Below are 17,874 nucleotides of genomic sequence, written 5' to 3'. Positions count from 1 at the left end.
AAGCGACAGAACTGTTAGCAGTCTGTCGTTTTTTTGCGAAGAATGAAAGGAATTATAAAAAAAGAAAGGAAAATAGTTTAAACCGCTTGGCATATAAGATAATATAAATATACATAGTGGAAAATAGAGGTGAACGTGTTTGGGTAAAATGATTATATTAATCATCGTATTTTTATTTGCAATTGCAATGGCCATTTATTTAATACGTAAAAAACATATAAACGAAATTTTGTTATTGGAAGATGAGAAACTACAAATTCAACATCAACCAATCTTTGAGGAACTGACAAAGTTAAAGCGTTTAAATATGACTGGGGAAACAGAAGAGAAGTTTGAACGATGGCGCAAAGAGTGGACGGAAGTCATCGATGTTGTTATGCCACAAATTGATACGATGCTATTCGATGCTGAAGACGCGATTGATCGCTTGAAATTTAAGAAAGCGAGCGCTATCGAAAGAGAAATTTTTGAAGAGATTCAAAAATGTGATCAAAAGCATAAACAAATATTGGAAGAATTAGATGAACTTATGGGAAGTGAAGAGAAAAATCGGCTTGAAATGGAAGCAATTCAAGAGAAATATCGAACAGCTCGTCAAACCATTTTAGCGAAGCAATACGATTTTGGACAAGCGTTTGAGCCGTTAGAAAAAAAGTTAGAAACATTCACACCACAATTTGAAGAATATGAAGAATTAACGAAGCAAGGAAATTATTTAACAGCGCGTGAAATTGTATTACATTTAACGAAGGAATCTGAAGAAGTCATTCGATTAATTGATAAGACACCGACATTATTAAGCAAATTAAATAAGGTCATTCCAGCTACTATGAAAGATTTGCGTAACGGTATGCGCGATATGGAAGAGCAACAATACAGTTTAGTTCACTTGGATATCGAAGAACAACTAGAGCAAGTAGAAGTACAGTTAAAAGAGCTAGGATTAGAAGTGAAAGAATTAAATTTACAATCAGTCGAAGAACAATTACTGTTCATCGAAAATCAAATGGAGCAGTTTTATGATTTGCTTGAACAAGAAGTTCGCGCTCGTAGTAAATTACAAAAAGATATTGAAGATGGTTATAATCGTTTAAATCATTTAATTCACGAAGCAAGTGGTGCTGCGACGGAAGCGGAGTCTGTTCAGAGAAGTTATCACTTGAGTGTTCAAGAAGCGACTTTACCTGAGAAATTAGTGCGCGTGCTACAAGAATTTCGAATTCGCTATGAAGATTTGCTTCACCAGTACAACCATCCGCCGACAACTTATTCAGTTGTATGGGAAGAAGTGGAGAAAGTATTGTTGCACGTTGATCAAATTGAAGAAGAGCTTGAAGGATTCGTTTCGAAAATTACAAATTTACGTACGGATGAAAATCGCGTGCGTGAACAATTAGATCAGTTAACGAAACAAATGCAAGATGCTGATCGACGATTACATCGCAGTAATATGCCAGGAATTCCAAACGATATCAATACTCGTATGGAAGAAGCAGAAGAGAAGATTTACGTAGCGTATGAAAGCTTAAATGAAGCGCCAATCGATATGGAATCTGTTGAATTACAAACGCAAGAAGCGAAAGTTGCGACCGAACATATTGCTGAAGAGGTAGAACAATTATTAGCAAATGTTCTCTTAATTGAAGAGATTATTCAATATGGAAATCGTTATCGTTTAAATGATTCTCAACTAGATGAACGTTTAAAGATTGCAGAACGATCATTTATGGATTATCGTTATACGAAAGCATTAGAAGAAGCGATGGCTGCTGTTGAAGAAGTAGAGCCAGGCGCACTTGAAAAAATTAAACAATCATTATAACATCGAAAAGATGAGCCACCGCGCATTCGTTGCTGGTGGCTTTCATTCGTAAACAGTTGGAGGAAAGAAAGATGATTTACTTAGACCATAGTGCAACATCTCCCCCGAATGAGGAGGTTTTACAATCGTATGTCGCTGTCAGCACTCGTTATTTTGCTAATCCGTCCTCGTTACATAAGCTAGGTGTAGAGGCGAATGCTTTGTTCCAACAAGCAACGGAACAGATGAAGCAATTGTTGAAGATGAATCAAGGTGAAGTAGTATATACTTCTGGAGGTACGGAAGCGAATAATTTAGCGATTCTCGGATATGCGAAAAAACATGCACATCTTGGAAAGCATATCGTCACGACGAATATGGAGCATCCTTCTGTGTTAGAGGCATGTCGAGAATTAGAGAGAGAGGGCTTCCGTGTGACCTACTTGCCTGTTAATAAAGAAGGACAAGTTGAAATGGACGTATTGAAAGGCGCTTTAACCGATGAAACGATTCTTGTTTCCATTATGCACGTCAATAATGAAATGGGAGCAGTGCAAGATTTACGTTCATTAAAGAAAGTAATTCAAAAAAATAGTCCAGCTGTTTTTCACGTTGATGCTGTGCAAAGCTTCGGGAAAATGGTAGTACCGTTCGGTGTGGATGGAGCGGATATGATGTCTATTTCTGCACATAAAATCAATGGCATACGTGGGAGTGGAGCGCTCTTTTTGCGCTATCGAATTCCGCTTCATCCAATGATTGTCGGTGGAGGGCAACAGCGTAATAAGCGTAGCGGAACGATTCCATTAGCAGAAGCGGTCGCTTTAGCAAAAGCGATGCGACTTGCTATTTGTACGACGGAACGAGCAGAATATCGTCAGTGGAAAAATCGCATTTTAGAACATGTGGAGACATTAAGCCAAATTCAAGTGGTCGGTCCGAAAGATGGAGCAGCTCATATTACGGCTTTAGCGATTCGCGGGATACGTGGAGAAGTCGCTGTGAACTTCTTGCAACAAAGGGACATCATTGTGTCGACGTCGAGTGCTTGTAGTTCGCTAGATGGATCAATTAGTCATGTAGCGGAGGCGCTCGGCATTTCAAAAGAATGGGCAGCTGGCATCATTCGTATCAGTTTTGGTACGACAACGAATGGATCAGATATCGATCGATTATTACATGCTTTAACAGCATTAAATGAACAAGTAAAGTGAGGAAATGAACAATGAAATGGAATGAAATTTTAGTTCGTTACGGAGAATTATCGCTCAAAGGGCGCAATCGTAACTTATTCGTACAACGTTTACGTAAAAATGTGAAGTTTCAAACGAAAGATTTAGAAACGGTTTCTGTTCATGCGGAGCGAGATCGTATGTTTATTCGAGCGGAAGATGAATCGGAGATTGAAGAAGTGCTTCAACGTTTGCAGCATGTTTTCGGTATTCATTCTTACAGCCCGATTGCACGTACAGAACGGACAGACGAAGCGATTGAAAAGCTCGTCCTCGATGTATTGAGTATGAAAGACTTAACGGGAAAAACATTTAAAGTGGAAGCGAAACGTGCCGATAAAACGTATGGCAAAACGTCTCAACAAATTCAACAATGGATCGGTGCACATGCGTTGCGCAACTACCCAGAGTTAACCGCTCAAATGAAAAATCCTGATTTCGTACTTCATGTCGACATTCGTCGCGATGCGGCTTACATTTCAAGTGAAGTGTACAAAGGTCCAGGAGGTTTCCCAGTCGGTTCAAGCGGGCGTTCTTTGCTCATGTTATCAGGAGGAATTGACAGTCCGGTCGCAGGTTATTACATGATGAAGCGCGGTGTTGCTTTAGAGGCGATTCACTTTGCGAGTCCGCCATATACGAGTGACTTAGCGAAAGAAAAAGTGCTCGACCTCGCGGAACATTTATCGAAGTTCGGACCGACGATTAAAGTGCATGTCATTCCATTTACGAAAATTCAAAAGTTAATCGATGAAAAAATTCCAGCGAACTTGACGATGACGGTGACACGTCGACTCATGATGCGCATTGCAGACCGGGTACGAGAAGAGCGTGGTTTACTCGGGATTGTAACAGGGGAAAGTATCGGACAAGTCGCAAGTCAAACGTTAGAAAGTATGACAGCGATCAACGCAGTAACCGCAACACCGATCATTCGTCCGCTCGTCACATTCGATAAAAGTGAAATTATTGAAACTTCCGAGCATATTGGAACGTATGACATATCGATACGTCCTTACGAAGATTGTTGTACGATTTTCACACCAGCGAATCCGACGACGAAGCCGCGCCTCGATAAAGTAGAGCATTTTGAAGGGCAAGTAGATTTCGAAGAATTAATTACAGAAGCAGTGAATGAACGAGAAGTCGTTATTTCTACAAAACGCGAAAAAGTAGCGAGCTTTAGTGAATTATTGTAAGGATAGACAGAAAATGAGGAGAATTGAAGATGAAATTAAAACAAATTATCGCTTTGATTACAGTTGCAGCACTGATTTTTATTTCTATTGCAGTCAATGTTGTCTGGTCATTTGTCACGACTGATTTTTCAACAGCGATGGAAGAAATCCAAGAAGAAGCATTAACGAATACAGGGATTAAAGTACTTGAAAAAGGAGACGCAACAAATCGAATCGCCGTGTTAGAAGTAGATGGCGCTATTCAAGATTTAGGCGCAACAGGCATGTTTAGCTCAGGTTATGACCATACATTTTTCATGAAGCAGCTCCAAGATATTCGTGAAGATGATTCTGTAAAAGGAATCGTGCTCGCTGTGAACAGCCCAGGTGGTGGCGTGTTAGAATCGGCAGACATTTATGATGCGTTAATCGCTATTCAAGAAGAACGTGAAATTCCAATTTACGTGTCAATGGGTGGAATGGCAGCGTCAGGTGGGTATTATATTAGTGCACCCGCTGATAAAATCTTCGTCAACCGTGAAACGATTACAGGATCAATCGGTGTCATTATGCAAGCGATGAATTATAGTGAACTTGCAGAAAAAGTAGGGATTTCATTCAACACGATCAAATCAGGCGAATTTAAAGATATGATGAGCCCGAACCGTGCGATGACAGATCGCGAGCGTAATTTATTGCAAGAAATGCTGAACGATTCATATGAACGTTTCGTTGAAATTATCGCACAAGGCCGTGAAATGTCAGTCGCAGATGTAAAGAAAGTAGCAGACGGACGTATTATGAACGGTCGCCAAGCGATTGAAGCAGGTTTAGCAGATGAATTTGCCAAACGTGCAGAAGTGATTGAAGCGTTGAAAAAAGACTTCGGATTAGAAAATGCACAAGTATTCTCTTATTCACAAAACCAAGGATTCGCTTCATTATTCGGCTTAAAAATGCAACAAATGTTACGTCCGGACTTTGAAACACAGATGGTCGCGAAATTGTTGAGCGATAATGGCGCACCACGCATGATGTACTTATACGGTGAATATTGAGAGGAGGAATACAAATGATAGAACGACAAGCGACGACAGCCGATCAATATGAATTGAAATACGCTGGTTTTTGGGTTCGTTTTTGGGCATTTGTCCTCGATATGTTAACGGTCAATGCGATCGGCGCTATTTTAGTGAAACCGTTGTTTAAATGGTTCGGGTGGTCATTGAGCAAAGGGTGGTTTTTATTTTTCACTCCGTACCGAATTACATTATTCATCATCGCCTTCCTTTACTTCGCTATTATGACGAAAAAGTTAGGGCAGACACTCGGTAAAATGATTGTTGGAATTCAAGTGAAATCAGCATTTGACACACCGTTAACATGGAAGCAAGTATTTTTCCGAGAAGTGATCGGACGGTTCATTTCACGTTTACTCGTCCTTCCGTATTTATCGATTCCTTTCTTACCGAAGAAAGAAGCGGTGCATGATTTAATTGCGGATACAGTCGTCGTCTATGAAGATACGTATGCGTTAAAGCATCAGCCAATCTTCCGAGAACCGGCGATTCCGACGAACAGGGTCGAACAACCAGAAGTACAATAATGACAGATGACAAGGTGTTTCCATCGCCTTGTCATTTTTCAACAGGAGGAATAACGATGTCAACAGTAGAAACATTATTTCATCAATTGGACGAAGAATCTGACGAAAAAGAAGGCGTCGCTTATTTAGAACATTTACTCACTCGTTTAGAACAACTGAACGACGCAGAGAAAATAGGAACGAAGGAAGAGCGCCGCAAAGCTGTACAACTTGCGCTTATTAAAGGGATGAAGCAATCAACACAATCGCATCATCAAATGACGCCTGATGCGCTCGGTATGTTAATGAGTTATTTTGTTGAAAAATGGACAGAACAGAAAAAAGAACTCGTCATTGCAGATTTAGCAGTAGGTACGAGCAATTTATTATTAACGGTGATGAATCATTTACAACATAAGATAATGCAAGGGTACGGAGTAGAGATTGATGATTTACTTCTTCGTATCGGAGCGGCAGCAAGCGATTTAATCGAACAACCGATTACGTATTATTGTCAAGATAGTTTACGTCCACTTTATATCGATCCAGTCGATGTCATTGTGAGCGATTTACCAGTTGGTTACTATCCAGATGACGAAAATGGTTTGAATTACCGTCTCATGCCAGCAGAAGGCCACGCATATGCTCATCATTTATTTATTGAACAAACATTAAACTATTTAAAAGAAGATGGTGTTGCGGTGTTGCTCGTTCCGAATCATTTATTCTCATCGGAACAATCTGATTTACTGTATCCGTTTTTCAAAAAAGAAGGGACAATTAGTGCACTTTTCCAATTACCTGCTACTTTATTTAAAGATGCGAATCAAGGAAAGAGTGTGCTCGTCATTGAAAAGAAAAAACAGAAAAAAGAAGTTTTACTTGCGACAGTACCTGATTTATCTGATGCGAATGCGATGGCTCGTTTTTTTGCCAAAGTACACGAGTCCACAAAACGTCTTTAATAAAAAAACGTGTTGCGTTTCACTAGAAGTGAAAGACAACACGTTTTTTACTTGAGATTAAGCGTCAGAACGAACGACTAAAACGTCACAATGTGCAGAACGTACGATGTTTTCTGAAACGCTACCAATTAAGAAGCGTTCCACTTTGTTAAGTCCTGTAGCACCACAGACGATTAAGTCCGCTTCCACTTTTTTCGATAAGTCGCGTGGAATTAATGTTTTTGGATTTCCGTACTCGACGTGGATTTCAACTGCATCCACACCAGCTTCTTTCGCTTGCGTTGAGTAGTCGCCGAGTAAATCTTCAGCGAACTCTTGTGCACGTTCTGCAATTGTACGGTCGTACGCTTCCACTGCAGCGTATGAACGAGTGTCAATTACGTTTGCAAGATGTAAAGTTGCGCCGTTACGTTTTGCGATTTCGATTGCTTTTTCAAATGCATGTTTCGCTTCTGGTGAACCATCCACTGCTACGAGAATGTGTGAGTATTTCATTGTCATTTCCAATCAACTCCATTTTTTATTATTTAACCTAATGCTATTGTACTCCTTTTTTATTGGAAATACAAAAATTGTTTAAACATATTTTACCGATTGTGAAGATTTTGATAATTTATTCGTTAACAATGGTTGAAATAATGATTTCGATGCCCTAAAATATGTTGAATAGTCGTCTTATGAAGAAGGATGAACGGCTACGTTTAAGGAGGAAGAATAAGATGAGAATAGGTGTGCCAAAAGAGTTACTGAATAGTGAAAATCGTGTGGCAATGACACCAGCAGGCACTCACAACCTCGTGACGAACGGTCATACAGTGATCGTCGAGACGAATGCAGGCGAAGGGTCAGGCTTTACAGATGAGGAGTACCGTGAAGCGGGAGCGACAATCGCCACTCATGCGAAAGATGCATGGGACGTTGACATGGTATTGAAAGTAAAAGAACCAACTGAAGACGAATATCAATATTTCCGTGAAGGCTTAATCATTTTCGCTTATTTACATTTAGCACCGGAATTAAAATTAACGAAGAAATTGTTAGAAACGGGTGTAACAGGTGTTGCATATGAAACAGTTCAAATGCCGAATCGCTCACTTCCACTTCTAGCACCGATGAGTGAAGTAGCCGGGCGTATGGCAACACAAATCGGTTCACAATATTTAGAGAAAACAAAAGGTGGAAAAGGAATTTTACTCGCGGGTGTAACAGGTGTCGACCGCGGTCGAGTAACGATTATCGGTGGCGGACAGGCTGGTGCGAACGCGGCACGTGTCGCAATCGGTCTCGGAGCACATGTCAATGTACTTGACTTATCGGTTGATCGTCTTCGCCAATTAGACGAAATTTTCGGCAATAGCATCCAAACTTTAGTGTCCAATCCATACAATATTGAAGCAGCGGTTGCTGAATCAGATCTCGTTATTGGAGCAGTCCTCATTCCAGGGGCGCGTGCACCGAAGTTAGTGACAGAAGAGATGGTCAAAAAAATGCAACCAGGTTCTGTACTCGTCGATATTGCGATTGACCAGGGCGGTATTTTTGAAACGTCTGACCGTATTACGACACATGACAATCCGATACATGTGAAGCATGACGTTATTCACTATGCAGTTGCGAATATGCCAGGAGCTGTACCACGTACATCGACGATGGCTTTAACAAATGTAACAATTCCTTACGCGCTTCAAATTGCAAACAAAGGATTAGAACGAGCATGTTTAGACGATGAATCATTACGTCTCGGCTTGAACACGTACAAAGGTGAAGTGACCTATCGTGCAATCGCGGAAGCGCAAGACTTACAATACGTAGATCCATTAACTTTGTTACAATAAATATAGATACAGACTGTGGAACGCAATCGTTTCACAGTTTTTTTCTGTTTTGTTATTTGAAAATAATAGAATAAAGAACAGAAAATAAGAATGAAAGCATAGAAAAGGAAACGCGATACAAGGAGAAAGAAAAGGTGCATTTTTGTCCAATCTGTTATACAGTAGAAGTATGAGTTGTAGGAACAATTAGAATGATTATGTATAGGGGAGGCTAGTGTAAGATGAAACTATCTTATCATGGACACTCGATTGTCAAAATTGAAACGAACGGTTTAACATTATTAATTGATCCATTTATTAATGGAAATACATTAACCGACTTGAAAGTAGAAGAGCAAAAACCTGATTACATTTTATTGACGCACGGTCATAACGATCATGTAGGAGATACAGTTGAAATTGCGAAAGCGAGTGGAGCGAAAGTGATCGCGCCAAATGAATTAGCGATTTATCTCGGTCAACAAGGACTCGATACGCATGGAATGAATATCGGGGGTGCCTTTGAATTTGAATTCGGAAAATTAAAATATACGCAAGCATTTCATAGTTCGTCTTATACAACAGAAGACGGCGAAATTATTTATACAGGGATGCCTGCAGGTATTCTACTTTATGCCGAAGGAAAAACAGTGTATCACGCAGGAGATACTTCTGTATTTGGCGATATGGAAATCATCGGTCGCACAAATGAAATCGATGTCGCTTTTGTACCGATTGGAGATAATTTCACAATGGGACCAGAAGATGCGGCATTGGCAGTGAGCATGTTAAAACCGAAAATCGTTGTACCTGTTCATTACGATACATTCCCACCTATTCGTCAAAACCCAGACAACTTTAAAAATTTGGTGGAGCATGCAGAGGTCAATATTATGCAAGTGGGCGCAATGCTCGAATTATAAGAAGAAGAACACCTCGCATCACGAGGTGTTCTTCTTCAGTCGAAAAGAGGAAGGATGAACCGATGGCTACGAAACATGAACAGATCCTCAGATATATTGAAGGATTGGAAGTCGGAGAAAAAATATCCGTTCGTCAAGTAGCACGAGCACTTTCTGTCAGTGAAGGAACGGCTTACCGAGCAATTAAAGAGGCAGAAAATCAAAAGCTCGTTAACACGATCGAACGAGTCGGAACGATTCGAATTGAAAAAAAGAAAAAAGAAAATATTGAAAAGTTAACGTTTGCTGAAGTCGTCAATATTGTCGATGGCCAAGTATTAGGTGGTCGTAACGGTCTTCATAAAACATTGACGAAATTTGTTATCGGTGCGATGCAACTACCTGACATGGAGAAATATATTGATGCGGGAAGTCTTTTAATTGTCGGTAACCGTGAACGTGCTCATGAAAGTGCGCTCAACGCAGGAGCGGCAATTTTAATTACAGGTGGTTTCGATACAGCGGAAAGTGCTAAACGAATTGCGGATGAACTCGATATGCCAATCATATCTACAAGTTATGATACATTCACTGTTGCGACGATGTTGAATCGTGCAATTTACGATCAATTGATTGAAAAAGAAATTTTGCTCGTAGAAGATATTATTACACCTTTAGAAAAAACAATTTATTTTGAGCCGTCTGATACGATTGAATATTTCAATCAGGTAAATCGTAAATCAGCTCATTCTGGTTATCCTGTTATCGATGAAAATAAAAAACTTGTCGGAATTGTAACGAGTCGTGACGCTGTAGGAAAAGAAGAACATTTACTCATTCGAGACGTCATGTCTACTCATCCTGTCACTGTCAATGACAAAATGACGGTAGCTGCGGCTGGACATAATATGATTTGGGAAGGTGTTGACTTAACACCGGTAGTCGATCGCGATGATTATTTAGAAGGAATTATTAGTCGACGTGATGTTTTAAAGGCATTTCAAATGGCGCAGCGCCAACCACAGCAAGGCGAAACGATTGATGACATCGTGCGTAACCAAATGGCGGATGTCCCAGAAGACCCGACATCATTAGCGTTCACTGTGACGCCGCAATTGACGAATCATTTCGGAGCGTTGTCATATGGCGCATTGACGACAATATTAACTGAATTTGGTAGTCAACTGTTAAAGCAAAATAAAAGGAGCGAAGGGGTGCCAGAAAGTTTAACCGTTTACTTTGTTAAACAAGTCCCTCTCGGTGGCCGCGTGTTAGTCAAGTCGCGTATTTTGCATTTAAGTCGACGTTCTGTTAAATTCAGTTTTGATTTCGTTCATAATCAAGAAGTCATTGCGAGTGCAATGGTTATGTATCAATTATTTGAAAAATAAAATGAGACGAGACCCATTTAGCAACTCGAATTGCTATCGGTCTCGTCTCATTTTATTTTTGATTAAGTCGTGTTTCTTCTTCGATAAATTGCTCATAATGTTTATATTTTTTATAATTAGCGACGGCCATATAAATTCCGTACACAATAAAAATAATTCCAACGACATATGTAATCCAACCATCAAATAAGACAAATTGATTCAAAGCAAAAAAGATCAATAAAAAACCGAGCGGAATTCCAGCGAGACTAGCATACATTTTTTTGCGAATCGGGTATACTTGAAGAGTATGGAATTGTTTCGTTTTTAAATAGAAATAAAAAATGAAAGACGCTGAGAGTCCGAAAAGAAAAATTGAGTTCAAAACTTTCATACTAAAAAGAACCTCCGTTTATTCATACATATTTCTATTGTAACGATAAATCATTGAAAATGCGACTATTGTTTTTTACTATGAATATAGAAGGAGTGACTGTATTGAAACAGCAAATTATTGAGAAAATTGAGCAGTATGATCGAATTATCATTTTAAGACATATGCGTCCAGATCCAGATGCCTATGGATCACAAGTGGGATTAAAACAATTAATTCAAACGAATTATCCGAATAAAGAGGTATATGCAACAGGGCAACATGATGAATTGCTTACATATTTAGCGACGCAAGATGAAGTAGCAGAAGAACAATACAAAGGAGCACTCATCATTATTACCGATACGGGAAATACAGGTCGTATCGACAGCCCTTATTATGAACAAGGTGACTATATGATTAAAATTGACCACCATCCAGACGTCGATCATTATGGTGACATCCGCTGGGTAGATACGACGTCCAGTTCATCGAGTGAACTCATTTTCCGTTTATTTAAATACGGAGAACAACATTATAATTGGACATTACCAAATGAAGCGGCACGTTTAATTTTTGCTGGGATTGTAGGAGATACGGGGCGTTTTGTCTTCCCAAGTGCAACGCAATTTACGTTTCAAGCCGCATCAGAACTCGTTGCCTATGACTTTGACCGCACAGCGCTATTTGATGCCATGTATGAAGTGAATCGCGATGTTTTACATTTACAAGGGTATATCTTCCAAAATTTCACGATGTTTGAAAATGGAGCTGCGTATATTAAAATTACGAAAGAATTATTGCGTGAATACGGTGTTACAACAGAACAAACTTCGCAACTCGTCGGTTCTTTAGGGAATGTAAAAGGAATTAAATCATGGGTAATTTTTGTGGAAGAAGATCGATTAATTCGTGTTCGTCTCCGCTCAAAAGGACCGGTTATTAATGGATTAGCTGCTGAATATCGCGGTGGAGGACATCCGTTAGCATCTGGTGCTTCTGTTTACTCTTGGGAAGAAGCGGATGAAGTGATTGAACGATTGAAACAATTATGTGATGAATAATAAAAGGAGGGACTGTTCATGATTTACGGACAAATTGTGACGAGTGATGATGTATTGCGAAGCATTGTGACGACAGAACAAGTAACGAGACATCTGGCGACGAGTCGCAAAATGGCCATCGTCAATCACTATTTGTACGGCGTCCCTTCCTTTTTGCGCCATACACGCGAAAGAGGCATTGAACCGATTATCGGTTTGACTGCCTCTATTCGCATTGACGAACAAATTGTTCCGCTCTACGTGTATGCCAAAAATCTTCAAGGGTATCATATGCTCGTAAAGCTATCGAGTGCAATCGCTCAAACAGAAGGCGGAATCATTCCGTATCGCTGGCTTAGAGCTTACAGTGCACACTGTTTAATTATCGCACCCGCTAATGATATCACAGGGTATCGCTCGCCACAGTTGTACGATGCCTTTACGGACAATTTATTGGAAAGTACGACATTTGCTTTTGCATTGAGCCGTCAGTTTGAGATTGAAGAGCAAATGGAATTACAATGGCTTGCATTTACGAAGGAGCAGGAAATTCCTCTCACGTATTATCATGAAATACGTTATCTTCATGCCGAAGACGCTGAAACGTATGCGATTGCGACCGCTATTCGTCAAACGACAACATTGGATGAAGTATCGATTGCAAATGGAGTGTATGTATCACGTTCTGAACAGGAACTGAAAGATTTATATGCTGATCATGCTGACTGGTTTACTGTTCAAGAAGAATTATTCTCACAATGTGAACCATATGATTTACCAAACGATTTACAAATGCCGCGTTATCCATACGATGGCGATACGATGCAATTATTAAGAGAACGAGCATATAGTCAACTCGTGGAAAAAGGACTCGATGAAGCTCGTTATCGAGACCGTTTAACATATGAACTCGATGTCATTGATCGTTTAAATTTCGCAGATTATTTTTTGGTCGTTGCTCACATCATTGAATTAGCTCATGAACGAAATATTATCGTCGGTCCTGGTCGTGGTTCTTCAGCGAGTTCACTCGTCGCTTATTGTTTAAATATTACAGCGGTCGATCCCCTACATTACGGTTTAGTGTTTGAACGTTTTTTAAACGAGGAACGTGTGACGATTCCAGATATCGATGTGGATATTCAAGATACGGAGAGGCTGGCATTATTACAAGCGGTACAACAATATTACGGTGAACAACATGTTGCTCAAATTGCTACTTACGGTACATTATCGATGCGTGCCGTTGTACGCGCGGTCGGACGCGTTCTCGGTATTCCTCGCGAACAGTTAGACCGCATCGCTTCAACGCTCGGTGCGACGAAAGAAAAGCAATTGAAAAATGCTTTGCAAAAATCTCCTGATTTAGCACAAGACTCAACATTACAAACTTTGTGGTACCACAGTTTAAAGCTGGAACATTTACCACGCTCTATTTCTACGCATGCTGCTGGAATCGTCATCTCGCCTGAACGATTAGTCGATCTCATTCCATTACAAAAAAGCAGTGATGATTTATTTATGACGCAATGGACTATGAAAGACATAGAGTGGAGTGGGTTAGTGAAAATTGACTTGCTCAGCTTGCGCAATTTGACCATCCTTCAGCGCATTTTAGAAATGATTCGGTTCAATACGAAAAAAGAATTCACTTTGCAACAAATTCCGTTAAATGATTTGAAAACTTTTCAACTTTTTCAAGCGGGAGATACGGATGGTATTTTCCAATTTGAATCGAGTGGAATGAAGCAAGCGCTGCGACAAATTCATCCTGAACGTTTTGAACATATCGTTGTAACAAACGCTTTATACCGGCCAGGTCCAATGGCGCAAATTCCTTTATTTGCCGATCGTAAAAATAACGGAAGCCCGATTCCATCGATTCATCCAGAAATCGATCACATATTACGGGAAACTTATGGGATTATCGTTTACCAAGAGCAAATTATGCAAATCGTTGTTGCCGTTGCTGGTTTTACTTATGCAGAGGCCGATTTGTTACGCCGAGCCATTAGTAAAAAAGATGAGAGTGTGCTTCGACAAGCGGAACAGCAATTTATTTCTGGAGCGGTAACGAATGGAATGACTTCAGAAGAAGCGATGAGAATCTTTCAGTTAATCGCGCAATTTGCTCAATACGGCTTCCCTAAAAGTCATGCGGTGGCGTACGCTCATATCTCCTATTGGCTCGCTTATTTTAAAGCGAATGCGCCGACATATTATTTTGCGGCGATGCTTAGTTTCAGCAGCGCGAATGAAATCGAACAATGGATACGACAAGCGAAGCGCTACAACGTGCGATTTTTACCCCCATCTCTCTTGAAAAGCCGTTGGAACCATACGGTTGAAAATCAGAATATCCGTTTAGGTTTTAAACAAATTAAAGGGTTATCTCGGTCATTTTATCCATTGTGGAAAGAAATAAGAAAAGAAGAACAAATTCGGACCATTTATGATGTGGCACGTCTCTTGAAAAAAGAATTTACAGAGTCGTTAGCCCTTGACTTAATCCACTCGGGAGCCTGTGATGAATTGGAAGGGTCGCGTTCGACGAATATTCATCGAATCCCTGCTGCATTAGGCATTGCTCAATTTGGAAATGCAGGAAAGATCAAAGAAATTGAGGGGGAAACATACGACCCTCTCGTCTTATTAGAAGAAGAATATGCTCGTTTGCAATTGTATATTTCTGAACATCCATTAGAAACAGTTCGTCAAAAGGTAGCGAACACGATTCCACTTGCAGAAATTCACGAACAGATGAATCATGTACATGTTCTTGCATTCGTCCGCCTCATACGAACGACTCGAACGAAAAATGGTGAGGCGATGGCTTTTGTGACGATAGAAGATGAAACGGCAACGATTACCGCTATCTTTTTTCCAAAGTCGTACAAACAATTCGCTGAGCAATTGCAAGAGAGAAATATTTTAACGGTAGAGGGAAAAACGCAATTTCGTCGTGGTGAAAAAGAAATAATCGTAAATAATATACAGTATATTGGTCAATTATAACGATGAGTGCGAATTGCTCATCGTTTTTTTACGCTCTTTTTTGAAAAACCTTTACGAATAGTATGAAATTATGTATGCTTATTTGTAGAAGTGGTATGACCACTAAAAAGAGAGAAGGAGAGCGTTCATGACGAAAGATCAACAAGCGCCGAAACGCTTTTTGGCTATTGTGGAAGAAATTCGCTCCATCATTGAAGAAGAGCAAATTAAAATTGGCGAAAAATTACCGTCGGAACGTTCATTATCCGAAAGGTTAGAAGTCGGTCGTCCAACTATTCGTGAAGCTTTGCGTAGTATGGAGTTGCTCGGACTAATTGAGACGCGCCGAGGAGAAGGAACGTTTTTAGCTGATTTTAAACGCCATCAACTTGTTGAAGTGTTGTCAACGTTTATTTTGCAACGTCAACAATCCGTCGATGATGTGCGAAAAACGAGACGTATGCATGAGAGAGCAGCAATCAGCGAGATTTGTCGTAATGAAGCAGCAGCAAAGCTCCCTGTTTGGGAAAGTTTGTATGCGCAAGTTTTACATGAGGGAGCAGTATGGCGAGAAGATGTGATGCGAGAGATGCTCGTCGCTTCAGAAAATCGTTTATCTTTGAAAATTTGGTTTTTAGTGAAGCAATATGACCAAATTCATTATGACGCATTGTCAACAGAAGAAGAAGCAGAACCATTAGCTCAGTTGTTAATTAACCTCGGTTTGCAAAATGAACAACAAGCCTTAACTCATTATGAAAAATGGGTGGATATTATTGAACGAGAAAGTAGGGAATAACGAGATGATTCGCGATTTATTTAAAAAGAAAAAGCAAGCTGTAACGATTCCTTCAAAACAGGCAAAAGAAGATGTGCCAGAAGGGATTATGACGAAGTGCCCGAAATGTAAAGCAATCGAAATGACGACAGAATTATTAAAAAACGGGAAAGTATGCTCAAAATGTGATTATCATTATACGATGACAGCATATGAGCGAATGGATTATTTATTCGATGAAGGAAGTTTTATTTCAGTCGATGACCATTTAAAAACAGAGAATCCACTCGGATTTCCTGGATATATGGAAAAAGTAAAAGTTGACCAAGAAGCAACAGGATTGAATGAGGCGGTATTGACAGGGATTGCTCAATTAGAAGGCCGTCGCATCGCTGTAGCGATTATGGATTCGCATTTCCGTATGGGTTCAATGGGTTCTGTAGTTGGCGAAAAATTAACACGACTCATTGAATTAGGAACGAAAGAAGAAATACCTGTATTCATATTTGCAGCAAGTGGTGGAGCTCGTATGCAGGAAGGAATTTTATCTTTAATGCAGATGGCGAAGACAAGCGTAGCATTACAGCGTCATTCGTCAAAAGGGTTATTATATGTGTCGATCATGACTTATCCAACGACAGGTGGTGTCTCGGCAAGTTTCGCTTCTGTAGGGGATATTAACTTAGCAGAACCACAAGCATTAATCGGTTTTGCTGGGCGTCGTGTAATCGAACAAACTGTCCGTGAAAAACTTCCGGAAAATTTCCAAACAGCTGAATTTCTATTGGACTGCGGACAATTAGATGCTGTAATTCATCGGCATGATTTGCGGGAGAGACTTGCTCTAATCGTTGATTTACATACAGGGGGTACAGATGTATGAAAACTTTACCATTCGAACAACCAGTCATTAAGTTGCGTGAAAAAATAGATGAACTAGAACAATTTACAGAAGCGAATGCTGTCGATTTATCAGAAGAAATTAATCATTTAAAAGCACGACTTAAAAAGTTGGAAACTGAAATTTACGGACATATGGACTCGTGGCAAAAAGTCCAAGTAGCAAGACATGGAGAGCGTCCGACCTCTCTCGATTATATTGCGCAACTATTTGATTCATTTATGGAGTTACATGGTGATCGTTTGTACGGAGACGATGCAGCGATTGTGGGAGGAATCGCATCATTTGAAGGTTTACCCGTGACAGTAATTGGGCATCAAAGAGGTAAGGACACGAAAGAAAACGTCCGTCGCAACTTTGGTATGCCACATCCAGAAGGATATCGAAAAGCGCTTCGTTTAATGAAACAAGCAGAAAAATTTAAACGACCCATCATTTGTTTTATCGATACAAAAGGGGCATATCCAGGGAAAGCGGCAGAAGAACGTGGCCAAAGTGAAGCGATTGCGCGTAATTTAGTTGAAATGGCAGGATTGAAAGTTCCAGTGATTTCCATTGTGATTGGAGAAGGCGGAAGCGGTGGAGCACTAGCATTAGGTGTTGCGAACCATTTGCATATGCTTGAGCATTCCACGTACTCGGTCATTTCTCCAGAAGGAGCAGCATCGATTTTATGGAAAGATGCAAGTCTCGCTAAGCAAGCAGCAGAAGCGATGAAAATTACGGCCCCTCATTTAAAAGAACTTGGAGTCGTCGATGAAATCATTCCAGAAGTATTAGGTGGTGCGCATCGTAATGTTCAGCAACAAGCTGAAAATATGCGCAAAGTCATACAAAAGTCACTAAACATGTTAAACTCTTTAGATGAGGACGCATTGATTCAAAGTCGTTATGACAAGTTTCGTGCGATCGGTCAATTTACGGAGTAAAGTGAGGGA

The 17,874-nt window shown here is 40.1% G+C and carries 16 protein-coding genes; 14 read left to right on the top strand and 2 right to left on the bottom strand.

What is annotated here, in order from left to right:
* Positions 1 to 148 precede the first annotated feature (148 nt).
* The 6 genes from IRY55_RS10145 (at position 149) to IRY55_RS10120 (ending at position 6,761) form a co-directional block, all read left to right on the top strand.
* On the top strand, positions 149 to 1,822 hold the full coding sequence (locus IRY55_RS10145; RefSeq protein ID WP_235961127.1) for a septation ring formation regulator EzrA: 1,674 nt from the start codon (positions 149 to 151) through the stop codon (positions 1,820 to 1,822).
* A 71-nt stretch (positions 1,823 to 1,893) separates the two neighbouring features.
* Positions 1,894 to 3,015, top strand: coding sequence for a cysteine desulfurase family protein (locus IRY55_RS10140; RefSeq protein ID WP_194563208.1), 1,122 nt, complete (start codon positions 1,894 to 1,896; stop codon positions 3,013 to 3,015).
* Between the two features lie 11 nt (positions 3,016 to 3,026).
* Positions 3,027 to 4,232, top strand: a complete 1,206-nt coding sequence (thiI, locus tag IRY55_RS10135; protein ID WP_194563207.1) for a tRNA uracil 4-sulfurtransferase ThiI — start codon at positions 3,027 to 3,029, stop codon at positions 4,230 to 4,232.
* 29 nt (positions 4,233 to 4,261) lie between these two features.
* Positions 4,262 to 5,269, top strand: a complete 1,008-nt coding sequence (sppA, locus tag IRY55_RS10130) for a signal peptide peptidase SppA (RefSeq protein WP_194563206.1) — start codon at positions 4,262 to 4,264, stop codon at positions 5,267 to 5,269.
* A gap of 14 nt (positions 5,270 to 5,283) precedes the next feature.
* Positions 5,284 to 5,817 (top strand): RDD family protein, encoded by a 534-nt coding sequence (locus IRY55_RS10125; protein WP_194563205.1) that lies wholly within the window; start codon positions 5,284 to 5,286, stop codon positions 5,815 to 5,817.
* A 56-nt stretch (positions 5,818 to 5,873) separates the two neighbouring features.
* Positions 5,874 to 6,761, top strand: coding sequence for a class I SAM-dependent methyltransferase (locus IRY55_RS10120; protein ID WP_194563204.1), 888 nt, complete (start codon positions 5,874 to 5,876; stop codon positions 6,759 to 6,761).
* 57 nt (positions 6,762 to 6,818) lie between these two features.
* Here IRY55_RS10120 and IRY55_RS10115 read toward each other — a convergent pair whose 3' ends face one another.
* Positions 6,819 to 7,262 (bottom strand): universal stress protein, encoded by a 444-nt coding sequence (locus IRY55_RS10115; protein WP_194563203.1) that lies wholly within the window; start codon positions 7,260 to 7,262, stop codon positions 6,819 to 6,821.
* Positions 7,263 to 7,480: 218 nt separating this feature from the next.
* Between IRY55_RS10115 and ald the strand changes: the two genes are divergently transcribed.
* From ald to IRY55_RS10100, 3 genes are all read left to right on the top strand, one after another.
* A complete protein-coding gene (gene ald, locus IRY55_RS10110; protein ID WP_194563202.1) occupies positions 7,481 to 8,596 on the top strand; it encodes an alanine dehydrogenase in 1,116 nt (371 codons plus the stop codon).
* A 221-nt stretch (positions 8,597 to 8,817) separates the two neighbouring features.
* Positions 8,818 to 9,498, top strand: a complete 681-nt coding sequence (locus IRY55_RS10105) for a metal-dependent hydrolase (protein WP_194563201.1) — start codon at positions 8,818 to 8,820, stop codon at positions 9,496 to 9,498.
* Between the two features lie 62 nt (positions 9,499 to 9,560).
* Complete coding sequence (locus tag IRY55_RS10100) at positions 9,561 to 10,868, top strand: DRTGG domain-containing protein (protein WP_194563200.1); 1,308 nt, start codon at positions 9,561 to 9,563, stop codon at positions 10,866 to 10,868.
* 52 nt (positions 10,869 to 10,920) lie between these two features.
* Here the strand turns inward: IRY55_RS10100 and IRY55_RS10095 are convergent, their stop codons facing one another.
* Entirely contained in the window at positions 10,921 to 11,241 is a 321-nt protein-coding gene (locus IRY55_RS10095) for a YtpI family protein (RefSeq protein ID WP_194563199.1), read from the bottom strand.
* Positions 11,242 to 11,345: 104 nt separating this feature from the next.
* Here IRY55_RS10095 and IRY55_RS10090 point away from each other — a divergent pair, with 104 nt between their 5' ends.
* The 5 genes from IRY55_RS10090 (at position 11,346) to IRY55_RS10070 (ending at position 17,865) form a co-directional block, all read left to right on the top strand.
* Positions 11,346 to 12,284, top strand: coding sequence for a DHH family phosphoesterase (locus IRY55_RS10090; protein WP_194563198.1), 939 nt, complete (start codon positions 11,346 to 11,348; stop codon positions 12,282 to 12,284).
* Positions 12,285 to 12,302: 18 nt separating this feature from the next.
* Positions 12,303 to 15,278, top strand: a complete 2,976-nt coding sequence (locus IRY55_RS10085; protein ID WP_194563197.1) for a DNA polymerase III subunit alpha — start codon at positions 12,303 to 12,305, stop codon at positions 15,276 to 15,278.
* Positions 15,279 to 15,405: 127 nt separating this feature from the next.
* Positions 15,406 to 16,056, top strand: coding sequence for a FadR/GntR family transcriptional regulator (locus tag IRY55_RS10080; RefSeq protein ID WP_194563196.1), 651 nt, complete (start codon positions 15,406 to 15,408; stop codon positions 16,054 to 16,056).
* A gap of 4 nt (positions 16,057 to 16,060) precedes the next feature.
* Positions 16,061 to 16,918: an acetyl-CoA carboxylase, carboxyltransferase subunit beta gene (gene accD, locus IRY55_RS10075; RefSeq protein WP_194563286.1), complete on the top strand. Its 858-nt coding sequence runs from the start codon at positions 16,061 to 16,063 to the stop codon at positions 16,916 to 16,918.
* Complete coding sequence (locus IRY55_RS10070; protein WP_194563195.1) at positions 16,915 to 17,865, top strand: acetyl-CoA carboxylase carboxyltransferase subunit alpha; 951 nt, start codon at positions 16,915 to 16,917, stop codon at positions 17,863 to 17,865. Before accD ends, IRY55_RS10070 begins: the two co-directional genes overlap by 4 nt.
* Positions 17,866 to 17,874 lie beyond the last annotated feature (9 nt).

Origin of the sequence: Savagea serpentis (genome assembly GCF_015351395.1) — a bacterium.
Taxonomy (GTDB): Bacteria; Bacillota; Bacilli; order Bacillales_A; family Planococcaceae; genus Savagea; species Savagea serpentis.
Note: the sequence above shows the minus strand (reverse complement) of the source record. Positions and strands in the feature narration are given on the sequence as shown.

Bases quoted from the DNA above. Each gene is read 5' to 3' on its own strand.
- IRY55_RS10145 (WP_235961127.1), top strand. From the start codon at position 149: ATGATTATATTAATCATCGTATTTTTATTTGCAATTGCAATGGCCATT.
- IRY55_RS10140 (WP_194563208.1), top strand. From the start codon at position 1,894: ATGATTTACTTAGACCATAGTGCAACATCTCCCCCGAATGAGGAGGTT.
- thiI (WP_194563207.1), top strand. From the start codon at position 3,027: ATGAAATGGAATGAAATTTTAGTTCGTTACGGAGAATTATCGCTCAAA.
- sppA (WP_194563206.1), top strand. From the start codon at position 4,262: ATGAAATTAAAACAAATTATCGCTTTGATTACAGTTGCAGCACTGATT.
- IRY55_RS10125 (WP_194563205.1), top strand. From the start codon at position 5,284: ATGATAGAACGACAAGCGACGACAGCCGATCAATATGAATTGAAATAC.
- IRY55_RS10120 (WP_194563204.1), top strand. From the start codon at position 5,874: ATGTCAACAGTAGAAACATTATTTCATCAATTGGACGAAGAATCTGAC.
- IRY55_RS10115 (WP_194563203.1), bottom strand. From the start codon at position 7,262: ATGACAATGAAATACTCACACATTCTCGTAGCAGTGGATGGTTCACCA.
- ald (WP_194563202.1), top strand. From the start codon at position 7,481: ATGAGAATAGGTGTGCCAAAAGAGTTACTGAATAGTGAAAATCGTGTG.
- IRY55_RS10105 (WP_194563201.1), top strand. From the start codon at position 8,818: ATGAAACTATCTTATCATGGACACTCGATTGTCAAAATTGAAACGAAC.
- IRY55_RS10100 (WP_194563200.1), top strand. From the start codon at position 9,561: ATGGCTACGAAACATGAACAGATCCTCAGATATATTGAAGGATTGGAA.
- IRY55_RS10095 (WP_194563199.1), bottom strand. From the start codon at position 11,241: ATGAAAGTTTTGAACTCAATTTTTCTTTTCGGACTCTCAGCGTCTTTC.
- IRY55_RS10085 (WP_194563197.1), top strand. From the start codon at position 12,303: ATGATTTACGGACAAATTGTGACGAGTGATGATGTATTGCGAAGCATT.
- IRY55_RS10080 (WP_194563196.1), top strand. From the start codon at position 15,406: ATGACGAAAGATCAACAAGCGCCGAAACGCTTTTTGGCTATTGTGGAA.
- accD (WP_194563286.1), top strand. From the start codon at position 16,061: ATGATTCGCGATTTATTTAAAAAGAAAAAGCAAGCTGTAACGATTCCT.
- IRY55_RS10070 (WP_194563195.1), top strand. From the start codon at position 16,915: ATGAAAACTTTACCATTCGAACAACCAGTCATTAAGTTGCGTGAAAAA.